The 16,606-nt window shown below is 41.6% G+C and carries 9 protein-coding genes, 1 tRNA gene, 2 pseudogenes and 1 CRISPR repeat array; of the genes and pseudogenes, 6 read left to right on the top strand and 6 right to left on the bottom strand.

Annotated features, from left to right (window positions below; genetic code table 11):
- The first annotated feature begins 40 nt into the window (after positions 1 to 40).
- Positions 41 to 113 (top strand) — tRNA-Ala (locus tag RM049_RS17885).
- Between the two features lie 289 nt (positions 114 to 402).
- A CRISPR array of direct repeats spans positions 403 to 804; the repeat unit is 37 nt; unit sequence CTTTCAACCCACCCCTAGCCGGGATGGTTGTTGAAAC.
- Positions 805 to 1,295: 491 nt separating this feature from the next.
- On the opposite strand, the pseudogene cas12k reads toward RM049_RS17885, so the two are convergent.
- A pseudogene (gene cas12k / locus RM049_RS17880) lies at positions 1,296 to 3,074 on the bottom strand (type V CRISPR-associated protein Cas12k); the annotation flags it as partial.
- Positions 3,075 to 3,095: 21 nt separating this feature from the next.
- Here cas12k and RM049_RS17875 point away from each other — a divergent pair.
- The 3 genes from RM049_RS17875 (at position 3,096) to hsdR (ending at position 8,107) form a co-directional block, all read left to right on the top strand.
- Positions 3,096 to 4,106 (top strand): restriction endonuclease subunit S, encoded by a 1,011-nt coding sequence (locus RM049_RS17875; RefSeq protein WP_322705172.1) that lies wholly within the window; start codon positions 3,096 to 3,098, stop codon positions 4,104 to 4,106.
- Positions 4,103 to 5,521 carry an ATP-binding protein gene (locus tag RM049_RS17870; protein WP_322705112.1) on the top strand — a complete coding sequence of 473 codons (1,419 nt, stop codon included), beginning with the start codon at positions 4,103 to 4,105 and terminating at the stop codon, positions 5,519 to 5,521. Before RM049_RS17875 ends, RM049_RS17870 begins: the two co-directional genes overlap by 4 nt.
- Positions 5,522 to 5,752: 231 nt before the next feature.
- The gene (hsdR, locus tag RM049_RS17865) at positions 5,753 to 8,107 is read left to right on the top strand and encodes an EcoAI/FtnUII family type I restriction enzme subunit R (RefSeq protein WP_322705111.1); all 2,355 of its coding nucleotides are present in this window, start codon (positions 5,753 to 5,755) and stop codon (positions 8,105 to 8,107) included.
- Positions 8,108 to 8,268: 161 nt separating this feature from the next.
- Here the strand turns inward: hsdR and RM049_RS17860 are convergent, their stop codons facing one another.
- The 4 genes from RM049_RS17860 to RM049_RS17845 form a co-directional block, all read right to left on the bottom strand.
- The gene (locus tag RM049_RS17860; RefSeq protein ID WP_322705110.1) at positions 8,269 to 11,349 is read right to left on the bottom strand and encodes a peptidoglycan-binding protein; all 3,081 of its coding nucleotides are present in this window, start codon (positions 11,347 to 11,349) and stop codon (positions 8,269 to 8,271) included.
- The gene (locus RM049_RS17855; protein ID WP_322705109.1) at positions 11,349 to 13,484 is read right to left on the bottom strand and encodes an AAA-like domain-containing protein; all 2,136 of its coding nucleotides are present in this window, start codon (positions 13,482 to 13,484) and stop codon (positions 11,349 to 11,351) included. The genes RM049_RS17860 and RM049_RS17855 overlap by 1 nt, the downstream gene beginning before the upstream one ends.
- A gap of 9 nt (positions 13,485 to 13,493) precedes the next feature.
- On the bottom strand, positions 13,494 to 13,838 hold the full coding sequence (locus RM049_RS17850) for a CU044_2847 family protein (RefSeq protein WP_322664592.1): 345 nt from the start codon (positions 13,836 to 13,838) through the stop codon (positions 13,494 to 13,496).
- A gap of 338 nt (positions 13,839 to 14,176) precedes the next feature.
- Positions 14,177 to 14,422 carry a helix-turn-helix domain-containing protein gene (locus tag RM049_RS17845; RefSeq protein WP_322705108.1) on the bottom strand — a complete coding sequence of 82 codons (246 nt, stop codon included), beginning with the start codon at positions 14,420 to 14,422 and terminating at the stop codon, positions 14,177 to 14,179.
- A gap of 236 nt (positions 14,423 to 14,658) precedes the next feature.
- On the opposite strand from RM049_RS17845, the gene RM049_RS17840 reads away from it, so the two are divergent.
- Together RM049_RS17840 and RM049_RS17835 are read left to right on the top strand one after the other, a co-directional pair.
- A complete protein-coding gene (locus RM049_RS17840; protein ID WP_322705107.1) occupies positions 14,659 to 14,961 on the top strand; it encodes a hypothetical protein in 303 nt (100 codons plus the stop codon).
- A gap of 31 nt (positions 14,962 to 14,992) precedes the next feature.
- Positions 14,993 to 15,142: a hypothetical protein gene (locus RM049_RS17835; protein ID WP_322705106.1), complete on the top strand. Its 150-nt coding sequence runs from the start codon at positions 14,993 to 14,995 to the stop codon at positions 15,140 to 15,142.
- A gap of 188 nt (positions 15,143 to 15,330) precedes the next feature.
- Here RM049_RS17835 and RM049_RS17830 read toward each other — a convergent pair.
- Positions 15,331 to 16,606, bottom strand: a pseudogene (locus tag RM049_RS17830) (hypothetical protein); the annotation flags it as partial.

The raw sequence follows: 16,606 nt of genomic DNA, 5'->3' as shown, positions 1-16,606 counted from the left end.
AGTTAATGAGTAATATTACTCTTGACTTGACACCGATTAAGGGGAATTAGCTCAGTTGGTAGAGTGCTGCGATCGCACCGCAGAGGCCATCGGTTCGAATCCGTTATTCTCCATTTGTCCTGTACATTCGCACATTATATGTCGCGATTCGCAAATTAATGTCGCTTGTTGCCAATTAAGGTCGATTTCGTAGGTTTGTGCTACTAATTTTAGTATATTAGGTTTTCGCAAATTAACGTCGTCTTCTTTCAGCATTAACTGTCAAATTTACCACAAGCAAATTATTTTTCCTTAATATTTGTTCGATCGCAGCACTCCTTTCAACCCTCCTAATAACTTAGTTGTACTTTTTAACCATTTTCAAATCTGGTTAGTACGAGTACATATTTTCTATTGCTTATTTTTTCGAGCTACCCCTAGCCGGGGTGGTTGTTGAAACCATTATTGAGTTTTTTGCTAGCGGAGAAGAAGATTACTTTCAACCCACCCCTAGCCGGGATGGTTGTTGAAACTATAGTCTATGTAACCAACAGCAACTTAGCTAATTGAACTTTCAACCCACCCCTAGCCGGGATGGTTGTTGAAACGCAGTAGTCAAAAGCTATCGGCTCAAATCGTGATTCTTTCAACCCACCCCTAGCCGGGATGGTTGTTGAAACATATTCATCAAAATTTCGAGCGTATATCAACTCTTCTTCTTTCAACCCACCCCTAGCCGGGATGGTTGTTGAAACTTAGGTGTTCGGGTTGGACAATTTTAACTTTGTCTTTCAACCCACCCCTAGCCGGGATGGTTGTTGAAACTCTACCCGTCTAGAACCCTTGCTATAAAAGCTTTCCATACACATAATTTGGCAGGTCTGCTTAAAAAGTCTCGAATTGCAAATTAAAAAACTAAATGCATTGACATACTAGTTTCTTAAATCAAGACTGGATAAGGGTTTTAAAGTTTTGGCGGGACTCCAGGGATTTTGCCCCCGCTTTGACACGCCAAAAAAATATTTGGAGGGTTCCCCCGACGAAAGGGGTGATTCAGTAGCCACCACTGTGGTAATCCACACCGTTATGAATAACGACTATGGCTAAAAGCCTTACTTCTTATTGCTGGGAGCGCACCTATCCTGTCTTGCGACAGCAGCATCAGAAGCGGGCAGCTACCAGGGTCAGAAAGCATGACGATCTGACAACCGCCAAACTAACCCAGATTTTTCACAGTACATTGGCTCAAAAGAGCATGAACTGCGGCGCTGTTATAAAAATATTATATTTCCAAGGTTCGGATTAGTGAATTAAATTTAAGCGGCTTGACGTTCTTGGTAAGCAAAGACGGCTAAATTTCCCGCTTTTTCTTGTGGACTACCTTTGATTGGCTGTGTACCAATTTCAGTAGAAATTCCGACTTTTGCAGCTTGGGATTTAATACTCTCAATTAATCGACCGTAACTCCAGCGATGAATGCTCATACGATATTCTCTGGCATATTTTTCTTGAGCTTCTTTGTAACCAGGACATTTCTTTTCTGCTCTGGATTGAATTTCGCTACTGACTTGCTCACGCATATCGCGGAGTTTTGGGATAACTATGCTGTCTGCTTGATAGGTTTTGGCGATCGCAATAATTGCATCTGCTAATAATCTATCTATATATTGCCCTAACTCTGATTCACCAAAGGAGTTTGGCGCATTCTGTTTCTGAGCTTTGTGTCGTTCGTGAGATAGGCGTTGCTGTTGTTGTCGCCTACGATTGAGAAGATTGTAGTTTTCACCAAGTAGTTGTTTTACACTGCGATAAGCTAGAACTTCATTTTTAACAACATCTACCACCGCTACTGTGACTGGCTTTTTTAGACCAAAACTAACGCCAACTAGGATTGAGGGTTGACCTTGATAATTAGGCTTGCTGGGACGAGGAAAAGGGTTATTAATTCGATCTAGCGTTGATTGCTGACGAGTGATAAAAGCTTGCTGTTTATCTTTGAGGTCATCTTTCTGTTTTACCTTCGTTAAAGTTTTGGTAATTGTGGTGACTTTCTCTTCAACTACCTGTTGAGTTCCTTCAGTAGTCCACATCCGAGTATCTAAAGAGCAGTAAAGATACAGCTGATTTCCTTTCCAGACTTTACCTTTTTCCTTACCTGGGAACCAAGCAAGCCTCCCTGAACGCAGAGTGAACAAACTGCTTGAATGTTGGTTTTTACTATTGCGTTTAATTTCTTGATCCTCTAAAAAGCGTTGAAAGTACTGCACATGACGCTTATCACAGTAAATCTCAAAGGTCAGTTTTCCCAAGCCATTGAACCGAACAAAGAGACGACCTTTGTCATTTTTTAACCATGTCATATCTTCGTTAGATTCGTAAGCCACGGGAAAGGGGACATCAGCAGTTTTTCTTAAAAGTGCTGCTTGCCAAGCTTTTGCCTCTTGTTCATTTTGAGCTACATTAGCTGTAGCAATTTCTAAAGTTTCTAACCACTCTTCTCCTGTCAAATCTCTACCTTTCGGTATGCGGCTTTGAAGTTGGTCTTTTAATCGCTCAATTTCTATTTCCTTTTTGCGTCTATTTCTAGTAAATTCTTCTGGGTCTTCGTCGAGTTCACTGATTTTACACTTATTTTTGAGCAGATATGCGAGAGCGCAACGAGTAAGAGAGTCTTCTGTTTCTCCGTAAGTGTTTAAGAGAATTTGGAAAAGTAAAGATTTTTTGGACTTTGTAGATTTTTTAGTCTTTTTGCCCTTTCTCTGGTTGCTATTCTGCTCGGACTGGGGGGTAAATTTGGTAAGAATTTCCGTGGCTTTAGTACGAATTACGTTTAAGCTATATTGACTTTCTTGTTCGAGTTCTAGATCGCTTTTGAGCATTTTCAGCCAACGCTCTTTCCCTTCTATTTGGTACTTTCTGCGTTTTTGTAAGGCGAACCAGGATTTATATACATAATCCACTAAAGCGATCGCTGAGGTGTAAAAGCGTCCAGGTTGATCAGCAAAACGCTCTTGAGTTTTGAGAGCGTTAACGAGTGTTTTGAGTAATTCAGTAGGTATTTTGCCTTCTTCTAGCCAGGTTTCAAATTCTGGGTTTTATTTACTACAGAAGCTCCACTGGGTAACGTCGCTCAACTTGACACAGATGAGAAGGTTGTTTTTGCTCAACGCATCATAGTTATGCAACCTAAACGAGAAGTGCTTGATTCAACATTTCTCAAATATATGCTTCTTTCAAATGTGATGCAGGAAAAAATACATGAAAAAGGCACTGGAGCAACGGTTAAAGGAATCAAATCTCAATTACTGAAGAAAGTTAAAATATATTTTCCTCGATCTCTGTCCGAACAAAAACAGATTGTAGCAATTTTGGATGAGGCTTTTGAGGGGATTGATAGAGCGATCGCAAACACCGAAAAGAACCTCGCAAACTCCCGCGAATTATTTGAAAGCTATCTAAACGCCATTTTCACTCAGAAAGGCGATGGGTGGGTAGAGAAGAAAATAGAAGATGTCTGCGAGTCGATCATTGATTGCATTAACAAAACTGCTCCAATAATTGATGAGGCATCGCCTTTTAAGATGATTCGGACTACCAATGTTCGTCATGGTTGTGTAAATCTAGATTCTGTAAGGTATGTCACCGAAGAAACTTATCGCCAATGGACAAGGAGACAAATTCCAAAAAAAGGAGATGTTCTTTTAACTCGTGAAGCACCAATGGGAGAAGTTGGAATGCTGATTACAGATGATCATGTTTTTTTAGGACAACGCATTGTTTCCTACAGAACTGATTCTAATCAATTAAACAACAAGTTTTTGTTATACGCATTTCAATCTAATGACTTACAGAATCAGATTAAGGCTTTCGCATCAGGTTCGACCGTTCAACATATGAGAGTTCCTGATACGAAAGTTTTACAGATTGCTGTACCACCGCTCTTAATACAAAAAAAAATTGTTGAAAAACTTGATACTTTACTGATTGAAACCCAACGCCTCGAAACCATCTACCGCAAAAAAATCACCGCACTCAAAGAACTCAAACAATCCATTCTGCAAAAAGCATTCACTGGCGAACTTACCGCAGACACTGCAAAAACTGCTAAAGAGGGAATTGCAGCATGATTACCCTAGAAACCCTTGAAAAATGGCTGAATGCACCTGCTGAAACCGAGAACCTTGAATTTAAACAAGCCAAGCAGCAATTTAATAAAGTTGACTTACTAAAGTATTGTGTAGCATTAGCTAATGAGGGAGGTGGATATCTAGTTTTAGGCGTAACCAATAAGCCACCACGTCAAGTTGTAGGTTCCCAAGCTTTTCCATCACAGACTTCCCTGAATGAAATTAAATCCCGTATTGTAGAAAAACTAGGATTCCGCGTAGACGTAACAGAATTAGCCCATCCCAATGGTCGAGTGTTAGTCTTTGAAATACCACCTCGTCCTTTAGGACAAGCATATACCTTTGATGGTGCATACTTGATGCGATCTGGTGAAGATTTACGCCCGATGACACCAGATGTACTCAAGAAAATTTTTGCAGAAGACCAACAAGATTGGTTTTGCCAAGCTGCTCGATGTGACGCTAGCCCGGACGATGTAATCGCCCTCCTAGATACCCAAACATACTTTGAACTGCTAAAAATTCCCTATCCAACTACCCGCGATGCTGTCCTAGATCGATTGCAGAGTCAACAGTTAATTAAACCAACAGCACATGGTTGGACAATCACAAACCTAGCTGCGATCCTGTTGGCAAAAAAACTGGATGCCTTTTCCCCTACCTTGGCTCGTAAAGCTTCCCGTGTCGTAATCTACGAAGGTATCAATAAGCTAAAAACTCGTAATGACACCACAGGCATCCGAGGATATGCTGTTGGTTTTGACGGATTAGTGGATTTTATTCACTCAGCAGCACCGCAGAATCGCTTTATCGAGGAAGTTGTACGAGAAGAAGTAAAGATGTTCCCGAAACAGGCTTTACGAGAACTTATTGCTAATGCTTTGGTGCATCAGGATTTTCTAGCAACAGGTACTTCAGTGATGATCGAGATGTATAGCGATCGCATTGAGATATCTAATCCTGGTATCCCACCCATTAAGGTAGAGCGATTTATTGATGAAAATCGCTCCCGTAACGAACAACTCGCCAACTTAATGCGACTTTTCCATATATGTGAAGAAAAAGGCAGTGGCATTGACAAAGTTGTAAGTGCAGCAGAAATGTTTCAACTACCCGCACCAGATTTTCGAGTAGGTGACACACGTACTACAGCAGTGCTGTTTGCCCATCAAGATTTTGCCGATATGAGCAAGAGTGATCGAATTCGAGCCTGCTACCAGCATTGCTGTCTGCTGTATGTCAGCAATCAACGAATGTCTAACCAAACCCTACGAGAGCGGTTTCGTCTAAGTGAGTCACAAGCAGCTAATGTTTCTTACATTATTGGATTCACCAAAGAAGCTGGCTTAATCAAGGCAGATGAATCCGAATCAACCTCTACCCGCTATGCTCGCTATCTCCCTTTTTGGGCGTAAAAGTCCTTAAAAGCAAATCGAGATTAGGAACTCTCAAAGCCTGAAACCCTTGCAAAAACAATAAAAAAGTCCTTAAAAGCAAATCGAGATTAGGAACTCTCAAAGCCTGAAACCCTTGCAAAAACAATAAAAAAGTCCTTAAAAGCAAATCGAGATTAGGAACTCTCAAAGCCTGAAGCCCTTGCAAAAACAATAAAAAAGTCCTTAAAAGCAAATCGAGATGAACGAAATATGAACGAAGCCGAAACCCGTGCCGAACTAATTGACCCCGCACTCAAAGCCGCAGGCTGGGGAGTTATCGAAGGTAGTCGCATCCGCCGCGAAGTTATTGCCCCTGGTCGGTTAATTGGCAACAGTAAACGCGCTCAATCAGACATCGCCGATTATGTCCTTGTTTATCGTGGTGAAAAACTCGCAGTCATCGAAGCTAAAAAACGCGACTTACGAGATACGGAAGGTTTAGGACAAGCCAAAAAATACGCCGAAAAATTGCAGACTCGATTTGCCTACTCTACAAATGGCATCGGCATCTACCAAGTAGATATGCACACAGGTGCAGAAGGCTACATCAACCAATATCCCACCCCGGAGCAACTCTGGGAAGCGACCTTTAGCGAAAATAATGCGTGGCGCGATCGCTTTGCAGCCATTCCCTTTGAAGACAAAAGCGGTACATGGGAAACCCGTTATTATCAACACAATGCCATTAAGCACGTTCTAGAAGCAATCTGCCAAGGACAAAACCGGATTTTGTTAACAATGGCAACTGGCACAGGTAAAACCTTCATCGCCTTCCAACTAGCCTGGAAACTCTTTCAAAGTCGTTGGAACCTCAGCCGACAACCCACCCGCCGTCCGCGAATTTTGTTTTTAAGCGATCGCAATATCTTAGCGAACCAAGCCTATAACTCTTTCTCTGCCTTCCCCGACGATGCCCTCGTCCGCATCGACCCCGAAGCCATCAAAAAACGGGGTCGAGTCCCCAAAAATGGCAGTATCTTTTTTACGATTTTCCAGACTTTTATGACTGGACGGGACGACGCTGGCAATCCTACGCCCAAATTCAGCGACTATCCCCCCGACTTCTTTGACTTTATCATCATTGATGAATGTCACCGAGGAGGAGCCAGTGACGAAAGCACTTGGCGGGGCATTTTAGAATACTTCTCCCCAGCCGTACAACTTGGACTCACCGCCACCCCCAAACGAGCAAACAACGCCGATACCTACGCCTACTTCGGCGAGCCAGTCTATACCTACGCCCTCAAAGACGGCATCAACGACGGGTTTCTTACTCCCTTTAAAGTCAGACAAATCGAAACCACCCTAGATGAATATATTTACAGTGCCGAAGATGAATTAATAGAAGGTGCAGTAGACGAAGCCAGAACCTACACTGAAGCTGACTTCAACCGCATCATTGAAATTAGCGATCGCGAACGCTATCGGGTGCAGTTGTTCATGGAAGAAATCGACCAGAATCAAAAAACTCTGGTGTTTTGTGCCAACCAACCCCACGCTCTAGCTGTGCGGAATTTAATCAACCAAATGAAGATTAGCTGTGACCCTAATTACTGTGTCCGCGTCACCGCCAATGATGGGAAACTGGGAGAACAGCACCTCAGCAACTTTCAAGACAACGAGAAAACTATCCCCACCATTCTCACCACCTCCCAAAAGCTCTCCACTGGGGTTGATGCCCGAAATGTTCGTAACATTGTGCTGATGCGTCCCATCAACTCGATGATTGAATTTAAGCAAATTATTGGTCGCGGTACTCGCCTATTTGATGGGAAAGACTACTTCACTATTTATGATTTCGTCAAAGCCTACGAACACTTCAACGATCCTGAATGGGATGGCGAACCCCAAGAACCTGTTATTGTCAAAATTGCCAGAGGCGGAGATCAATCAAGTGCATACACTGACCCTACGACCAATAGTAGTATAAATAGAGGCAGAACTAAAAACGAAACTACAGAAGTTCCCAACCCCAAAACCATCAGAATCAAACTCGCCGATGGTAAAGAGCGGACTCTCCAGCACCGGATATCTACTAGCTTCTGGAGTCCAGATGGTAAACCTATGAGCGCCGCAGAATTTGTGCAACGTCTCTTTGGTGAAATTCCTGAACTATTCACAGATGAAGACGAATTAAGAGCAATCTGGAGTCGCCCTGATACCCGTAGAGCTTTATTAGAAGGACTGGCAGAGAAGGGGTACGGGGAAGAACAACTTACAGAAATTAGTCGCCTGATTGATGCTGAGAAAAGCGATTTATATAATGTGCTGGCTTATATCGCCTATGCCTCACCACCTATAAGCCGCCGAGAGCGTGTCCTCGCTCACAAATCATTAATTTTCTCGCGCTATATCGGCAAACAGCAAGAATTTCTCGACTTTATACTTGAACAATACATTAAAGCTGGGGTGGGGGAACTCGATCGCACTAAATTACCTCAACTGTTAGAGTTGAAATATCATACCGTTCGTGATGCTGTTGAAGAACTAGGGAGCGTTGCGAATATCAGTGAAGTATTTATCGGGTTTCAGCAGTATTTGTATTCACAGAACATAGCAGCTTAAATTGAACAGGTCATTACAACTAAGCACCCCAGTTAGCCGATTAGCTCAAAGCTAGATAACCATAGCTAAAAATGGCGATCGCCTGTTTCGTCGTTAGGGTGCAAACGCTTGTTTTTTAGTAAGGATCTGGTCAAGATAATATGAATATCCTTTTCAATTAATTACGGGAATCTTCCACTTTTAAGATCGCTTAGGGGGATGCCGTAAAATTCTTGGGCTTGTTGAATCGCTTTTTTGGTGTCATCTGCCATCACACCGTTGAGCTTGCCTTTATAAAAACCGCGCTCCCGTAATCGGGTTTGGATTTCCAGAACGCCAAAGTTGCTTTTCGGGGCAGTATTTATTGAGCTATATAACTTAGCTCGTGTAGTTGGGCCAGCAACACCGCTTGCTGCTAAGAAATTAGCTGCCTGAAATCTCCTTATAGCATCGGCAGTGTAGGGACCATAGTAGCCATTTGGCTCTCCCTCTAAATATCCTGCTTGAATCAGATGTTTTTGGAGAACTCTAACAGCTTCGCCACGATCGCCTACACGGAGTTTATCTCGATTTGCTACCTTTTTAGGAGCTTCTCCTCCATCACCGATACCAACTGCCGGCAATTTACGAAATGTTCCCGGGCCAACAATCCCATCAACCTCTAATTTGTAAGACTCTTGGAACCGCTTGACAGATTCTTCGGTAATTGGACCAAATATGCCTGTAGCGTTTCCGTAGTAAAAGCCTGCAACTCTTAAGCGTTCTTGCAAAATTTTGACATACTCACCTTCATCGCCTTTTGCAAGATAATTAATCTTACGAGGAGTAGATGGAGGTGAGCCTACAAAATCACCAACACCTTCTTTTGGCAATAAATCTAAAGTATCTCGTTTCACAATGCCATCAACTGTTATGTTTTTAGCAGATTGAAATTTTCGGACAGATTCTTCCGTTTTTTGATCGTATATTCCTGTTATTTCTCCCTTATAAGACCCATCAACTAACAGTTTCTGTTGAAGTCCTTTGACATTTAAACCTCGATCTCCTGGTTTTATAATACTATCTGAACTATAGTCTGGAACTTCTCCTTTACTATAATTCATTATTCTAGCATTTATACCAGAATTTATTAATTTTTGAACCCACTGATTTGCTTCATCCTCAACATAGAACCATCCTGTATTAATCACCAATTTTCCCTGATATTCCATCCTAAAAGGTGGTTGTTGTAGCTTCTCATCTTTTAATTTATCAGGTTGTTTCTTCAATATTGTTTCTCTAATATACCGTGTTCTATTTTGGATTTTCTCTCTTTGTAGATTCTCTACTTTTTCTATTACTGAAGCACTATCATCATTTATATATACTATATAGATTCGACCACCTTTTGTCTCGATTTCTTCTTGCAATTGATTGCTTTTTTTAGTAGCTTTAACAATTTGCTGATTTTTATTGTTTAATTCTAAATCTTTGAGAGCCAATTTGTATCCAGTCTTTTTTAGCTGTTGAGCGATATTTCCTAATTTATTCTGCATTAAATTGAAATCCTTCTCTTTTTGCTCAATTTTGGAGTTAGCTTCCACTTCTTTTTGTTTTGCTATTTTAAGTTTATTTTCTGTATAAATTTTTTGTTTACGTAATTTATTTGTTTCACTTTTTGTATTTTGGAGAATATTTTTTGTATTGTCCAGTTCTATCTGATATTTATTTTGTTCTATTTTTAAATGTTCCTGTTGTTGTTTTAATTCTATAGAGGCTTTATTTGATGCTTCAAGCGCTTTACCTGACTGTACTGCCTTTATCCCCATTGCTATTGCCACCAAAGAGATTAAAGTTGCTCCCGCTAGGCCTATACGAATAGTCTTCTTAGTTTTATGTTGTGTTTCTATTAACCTTTGATTAGCTTTCTTCTCTTCATGTAGAGCTGATTCTGCTTTTGCCTGTGCCTCAGCTAAAATCTGCTTCGCTTGCTTTTCTGCATCCAATGCTATTTGAACTTCTTGCCTATCTAACTGCTGGCTAGCAGCTAAAAATTGGTAATCTTGATCCCCCAAACTTTTGCCCCCTGCCCATATCTGAGCATCCCGTAATGCTTGCCCCCTTAACAGGCGTGATTCATCCTGACAATTGGAAACTAACCATGCTGATAATGCTTCTGCATAGGGACGCAGTTGGACTAGCCCTTTCTCAACCCAACTTTGATTAAAAACAGATTTATAAATACGGTTATAAACCCTTAACTTTCCTTGCTGCTTAACTACCAATCCTGACAACCGCAATTGCATTTGTTCAGGACTGTCATCACTTGCAACTTCTCCCTGCTGTAAAATTTGCTGATACAACCCCAACAGCCTTGCTGTACGTTGCTCAGATATGAAAAGACGATCGCGTATTGTCCTTAAATGCTCTGGTTCATCTTGTGATTCCCAATTTTCGATGATACGCGATCGCACCAATTCTTCAACTTCCGCCGCTTTTATACCAGCAAAGATGAATTGACAAAGTTTTTGAGTGAGAAATGGTTGTCCACCAGTCCAAGCCAATACCTCATTTAGCACTGTTTGGGGATTAGTAACTTTTCCCACCAATCCTTGAACTAATGGTTCAGTTTCATGCAGTTGAAAGCCATTGATTTCAATCGCTTGACCAACATTAAACGGCGTGCGGTTTTTATCTTGAATCAAATCCGAGGGGGTAGCGACTCCTAGCAATGTAAAGGTGAGACGTTTGTATTGTGGTTTGTCAGCACGCTGATTACAGCAGTCTCGGATTAACGCAAAAAAATCGTCACTTGAAAAATTTAGGCTGAGAACGCTATCGATTTCGTCTACAAAAATAACTATGGGTTGAGAAACTTCAAGTAGCAGAACTTCTTCAAAAAATTCACTCAATCGCTGTACCGGAGAAAGATGATCGCGATCGCGCCACCAACTTCGTAAATTAAACTTGCTTGAAAGCTCAAAACTACTGACTAAAATACGCACTACACCCGCATACCATTGATCTGATGTAACGTGCTGGCTACCAATTTTTGTCAAGTCGATTACAGCACAGGCAATACCTTCGTTTTGTAGTCGTTGCATTGTTTGCACTCGCAAGCTAGACTTGCCCATCTGCCGCGAATTCAAAACATAACAGAACTCGCCAGCCTTCAACGCTTCATACAAATCTGTATCTGCTTGGCGCACCACATAACTGGGAGCATCAACTGGCAAACTTCCCCCGACTTGATATTCGTAGGCTGGGTTTGGTGCTGTGTTCATTAATTGACTCTCAGGCGATCGCAGAAATATTGACGATACAAATTGCAACGTGGCGTGACATCATTTCCTTGCTGTAGTAGCAAGCCCATGCTGAGTAATTTAAAGCATTCTATCGAATTCAAGCGAACAGGGCTAGTAGCGGCAACTACTTTCCTAATTGCAGCAGCTAATTCCGGATGCTGTTCTAAATTCCACAAATGCCTTCGTAAATGGTCGCTATAAGGCCCAGCTTCTGTGGGTGCTTTTTGTAAGAGCAAGTTAAGGGTAATATCCTTTCTGGCAATGCGATAAAGTGCCATCCGTACAAGATAGGGATGTCCTCCTACCATTGTCATTAACTGCTCAACTTGATTAAAACTCCAATTAAGTCCATGCCTTTGTGCTAAATCTAGTACCTGTTGGGCATTAAACTCTGGTAATTCAATTGGCAAGCCTACATTAAAAGGTGATTGGTTAATATTCAACGGAATATAAACTTCGGTAGAATGCACCACTACCAACCGCAGTTTCTTCCAAATCTCCCGATTTTTTCCATCTTCATGCCAAGCGCGTAGTAGTCCAAAAAAGTCGGCAGCAATTTCGGGATATTGAAATACACAATCAACTTCATCCAATCCCAACACTAGCGGTTGGTTGATTTCTGCCAAGAGATAGTCCTCAAAATAAGCAGTGCAGTTATCTTTACTACCAAAAATCTCGTCCCAGTAATCTGTTAACTTGTTGGGTATCCTTAACCTCCGTCCTACACTGGCACAAAACCACCGGAGGAACTTGTCCAAATCAGCAAAAACCTTTCCATCCGCTAACTGAAAGCTCAAAGGCACAGTTAAATAATCTTGTCGTGAAGCTTCATGAAGAATCCGCGCCATGAGAGAGGTTTTACCCATTTGCCGAGGAGCTTTAATCCGAATCAGAGAACCTGGCTTCAAAATTGCCTCATTGCAGCAAGATTCAATAGGAGGACGTTCAATATAAAATTCTGAGGCTAAATCTACCTGTCCTTCAGGTAATTCTGGTTCTGCTACTGGCATAGGTGGATCTGAAGGCAGAAGGATAATTTTCTCCTCTGTGCGAGTGGTGAAGTCTTTAGCTTCCTCACTACCTGCCAGTAAACTCAAGACTTCGTGCAAAATTCTAGAAGTATCAGCAGGCGACTTCCATTCTCGCTGCTGAATCTGATTTAAATAACCTCGTAAATCATAATTGAGTGGTTCACTCCAAGGGAAGTTGACGCGAATGGGCAAAATTACTGGCTTATGTTCAGAACGTAAATCCTGCAACTGTTTTGCCCGTCTCACTTCTTCTGTCACCATCTCACTGGTGGCTGATCGTGGAGACAACAGCAGTAAGAAGTAATCACAACGTTCTAATTCTCTATCAATGCGTTGAGGCCAGTTTTCTCCTAAGCGAATACTCTCCTCTGCCATGAATACTTGATGTCCAGCAGCTTTGATAACTTCGTAGAAATTCTGGGCAAGGCTCAAATCCGGATCTTGACTGCGATAGCTAATGAAAACTCTGGCAGTTTTGCTGGCTAGTGGTAATGGTGGCACATTGGGATGAATATCTATAAATTTTGACAAATTTGACCATTTTTCTAACACTGTCGATAGTGGTAGAGCCAACGCACCTTCTGTATTGTCGTAAGCAGCAATTAATCCAATAACTCGTTGAGTTTCAGCGTCAAACACAGGCGAACCACTGTAACCCCCTTGTACCTGTTGGGAATTTGCCTTAACACGCAATCGCAGCATTGGCAAGTTGCCAAATTCGGACTGCGGGTTAATGTCAGTGATCGTGCCATCAATCGAAGCGCCTAGAGGAAAATCCAGCCGTCCATAGCCAATAGACAAGAATCGATCCATTGGCTTAAATTTTAAAGATAGAGGCGCTGAAGCACCCTGATAACCAGGTAATTGCAAGATGGCAAAATCATCGCTGATGCGATCGCCCAAATAAATTAACTCAACTCTCTGACGATTGATTCGGACTTTTTCCCAACCACCAACTGACTCAACTACATGAGCGCAGGTAAGTAAATATCCTGTGGGTGAGACGAAAAAGCCTGTACCTTGGATATTACCTTCTGGAGTAGCGATCGCCACTGTACAAGCTTTAACTAAATCCCAACTCATGAAAATTTATTACTTGTTTACTTCTGGTGTCAGATTCCATGTGATTTTCACCTTAAGTGATGCTTGTCCAGCAGATTCGACTACATAGACTGAGCCTTTGGCAGTAAAATTCACGCCAAACTCAACTTCTCCACTCATGGGTTGCGATTCTTGCTGCAAAGTACGAAATGCCTTTGTAATTGGGCGACACCCATGAACAATCAAATCCCTCACTGCATCAAAGCTCGCCTCTACTTTTTCTATAGGCAACTCACCAGGAGCAGATACACGGCCCACTGATACATCTGGGACATCAACTGCTACCAAAATCGTTCCACCATCCTCTGTATTCAGTTCTAAAAGTTTACGAGCCATAATTCAATTAGCTTGTGAATATCTGTAAAAGTATCAATTAAGTAATTTTTCAAATAAATTTATCTAGGATTTTTAGGTAAATATTTTTTTCAAAGGAAATCTAATTAAGGATAATTGCTAAAAAAATGATACCAAAAAAGCAATTCCTTTAAAAACTTATACTAATTCAAAAAATGTTTGCGACAGATACAGAAACCGCCCAGGAACGCAATATTGAAGCAGGTGTGTTGCTCACTGATTCAGCAACAGCCCAAGCCTTGCGCTTGTAGTTTGACAGTTCGGCGTCTCACAAAATCCTGCGTCCCATTCCTGGGATTTGATTGTTGTAGCAATCGCTTTCAAACGATATCAACCTGAGAAACAAAATTCTCTTCACCTTCATCTGATACGTATTCCAACAGTTCCCCTGGTTGACAATTCAACGCTTTACAAATGCCATTCAATCGTTCCGGCGCTAATCTTGGCATTTCATCAACCTTACGTAATCTATAAATTGAGTTTTCAGTTATACCAAGTATCTTGGCTAGATCCTTATTTTTAACCCGCTTTCGTGCCATCACTTCATTTAATTTCCAGCGAATCACTTGATTCTCAGATATACACTACATCACCAGTTTAGTCGCTGCTAGATGTAGATTTATCTACTCTTCAGTATTCTGTTTAACAAGTAGATATATAATACTCTAGATTTTATTAATCTACACTTGACGTATTTCTACGTGTCACGTAGATTAAATTGTAGACAAAAACAAAAGCGATCGCCACTCCGGGAAGAGACTGCGATCGCCTTTTGTAAAACCCCATTGATGAGGTTACTTAGATGATTGTACAAGAAGAATTTGATAACCAAGCCTTGGCTCAATCAGAGGTTGAGGGCTACGTTGACCAACTAACAGACCCAGCACCCCCAGAAATAGAAATTGATTCCATAAACGATGATTTTGGAGAACTTTATCGAGTTTGGAGCGGTTCACAATTGTTAGGTACTTTTTATCAAAATCTGGAGGGTAAATGGATAGCGCAGCCTTGTAATAGAGATGAAAGACCCTGTTTTGATACTCCTTTGCAAGCACAGTTAATCATCATAGCTGTTAATGGCTTGCTGGTTGCAGATGTAGCATAACCCTTAAAAAATTTTCCCATCGCCTGGAGACGTGGTTCGTACCCGTCTCTTTTTTATTTATGAGTGGCAGTGCGATCGCATCTCTAAATATTCAAGATTCGCAAGAATCAAAATAGCAAAAGGTCAGAATGTAGAAATTCCTGACCTTTTGCTGACGAAAGTCGGCTGCTCTGCCAACTGAGCTACAGCCCCTTCTTATGGAACTGACGGGACTCGAACCCGTGACCTACCGAATGACTGAAAAACTTAATTTTATGACTCTGATCTTAGCGAAATCAGCTTTGAGTTTACATAGGCAATAACCGAACTTGTAGATAAAGGAAACCGAGCAAGTCAATAATATAGCGATGAAGAGATTTGCCTAAAATTTTAAACATCTTCTCCCCAGCAATGAGTCAAGTCCTGAGAGGTAACAGTCTTCAAACCATCATCTGTATAAAACACAGTGGCACACCAATCTCGATACATTCTTTTCTTGTCTGACAGGATATTAAGCGGGTAAGATGGCTCACGATATAGCCTAATTCCCCAAGCCAAAGCCAAATTCCTTAGTCTTAAGGCATCAATGATTACATCACGCCGAGCAACAAGAATATCGCACTGATGCCTCTCCCAACTTTCACCAGCTTGTTCTATAGTAAAGGCTAGGATTTCCCCATTTGCATTCAAAAATAGGCCTGCCTGGAAATCCACAATACCCAATATCCTTCTGAGCCACTTTGCTGGCAACCACTTTTCTGCATCACCATCTGGGCTGCGCCAATCAATTTTACAAGTTCCTGCCAGCAAGGGAATCGTTTTGGTTTCTCCGGCTGAATTATGTACCACAGGATGGATAATTCCTTCTGCTTCTCGAATCCAGGGGGCCCAAACTACTTCACATGGATCTTGGTAGGTTTTCGTCGCATCTACAATCGCTCTAAAATCATGTAAGTTCCATGTTATTTCATCACACACACTTTCCGTTAAATGAGAAGATGCGAACAACGGGAACGCAAAACTGGATGCCCAGAAGGTGGATTCAGCTTGACTATCCACATGGCATCTATTAACACACGCTTTCAATACCAACCATTCATGGTCTTGCGCCCATTCTGGAAATTGACTTGATTCAGGCAAAAGCAATGGCTCAATTGGTGGTAAAGGAGCTTTCTGTACCCACTCATTGACTCGATCAATTTGAAGTGGTTCAGTTAAGTCAACATCTGGAACAAGCTCTGAAAATTCTAAAACTAAATCAGAATCTAACTGATCGTAACCAATATCAGATGCTGGGTTATTTACTTCAGCCAAAAGCCCCAAATTGACCAGAGGTTTATGGCGTTTGTTGTTCCAATCGTATCCACTGATGCGGGCAGCCAAGAAGCCAGCGAGTTCGTGCGTAGCAGCCCAAACATACTTTTCTCCGAAAGTAGCGATTGGACTTTGTTCTCCGTATCTTGCCATACGATTTTGGCGCAAAATAGCGATATCAGCCCCCAAAATCTCACCAGGCTTACCACCTTGAGGATCTCCAATGAAAACATCTTTAGCCCAACCCATATTCAAAGCATAAGCTCGAACAAAAGCAAAACCGAAGCGTTCAGGATCTAAACCTCGTCTACGTTGAAACCCGTAGTTTTTCCTCATCTTCTTCAAGATGATT

The organism is Nostoc sp. DedQUE04 (genome assembly GCF_034530995.1).
Taxonomy (GTDB): Bacteria; Cyanobacteriota; Cyanobacteriia; order Cyanobacteriales; family Nostocaceae; genus Nostoc.
Note: the sequence above shows the minus strand (reverse complement) of the source record. Positions and strands in the feature narration are given on the sequence as shown.

Excerpts from the sequence above, each read along its gene's own strand:
- RM049_RS17870 (WP_322705112.1), top strand. The coding sequence starts at position 4,103 with ATGATTACCCTAGAAACCCTTGAAAAATGGCTGAATGCACCTGCTGAA.
- hsdR (WP_322705111.1), top strand. The coding sequence starts at position 5,753 with ATGAACGAAGCCGAAACCCGTGCCGAACTAATTGACCCCGCACTCAAA.
- RM049_RS17860 (WP_322705110.1), bottom strand. The coding sequence starts at position 11,349 with ATGAACACAGCACCAAACCCAGCCTACGAATATCAAGTCGGGGGAAGT.
- RM049_RS17855 (WP_322705109.1), bottom strand. The coding sequence starts at position 13,484 with ATGAGTTGGGATTTAGTTAAAGCTTGTACAGTGGCGATCGCTACTCCA.
- RM049_RS17850 (WP_322664592.1), bottom strand. The coding sequence starts at position 13,838 with ATGGCTCGTAAACTTTTAGAACTGAATACAGAGGATGGTGGAACGATT.
- RM049_RS17840 (WP_322705107.1), top strand. The coding sequence starts at position 14,659 with ATGATTGTACAAGAAGAATTTGATAACCAAGCCTTGGCTCAATCAGAG.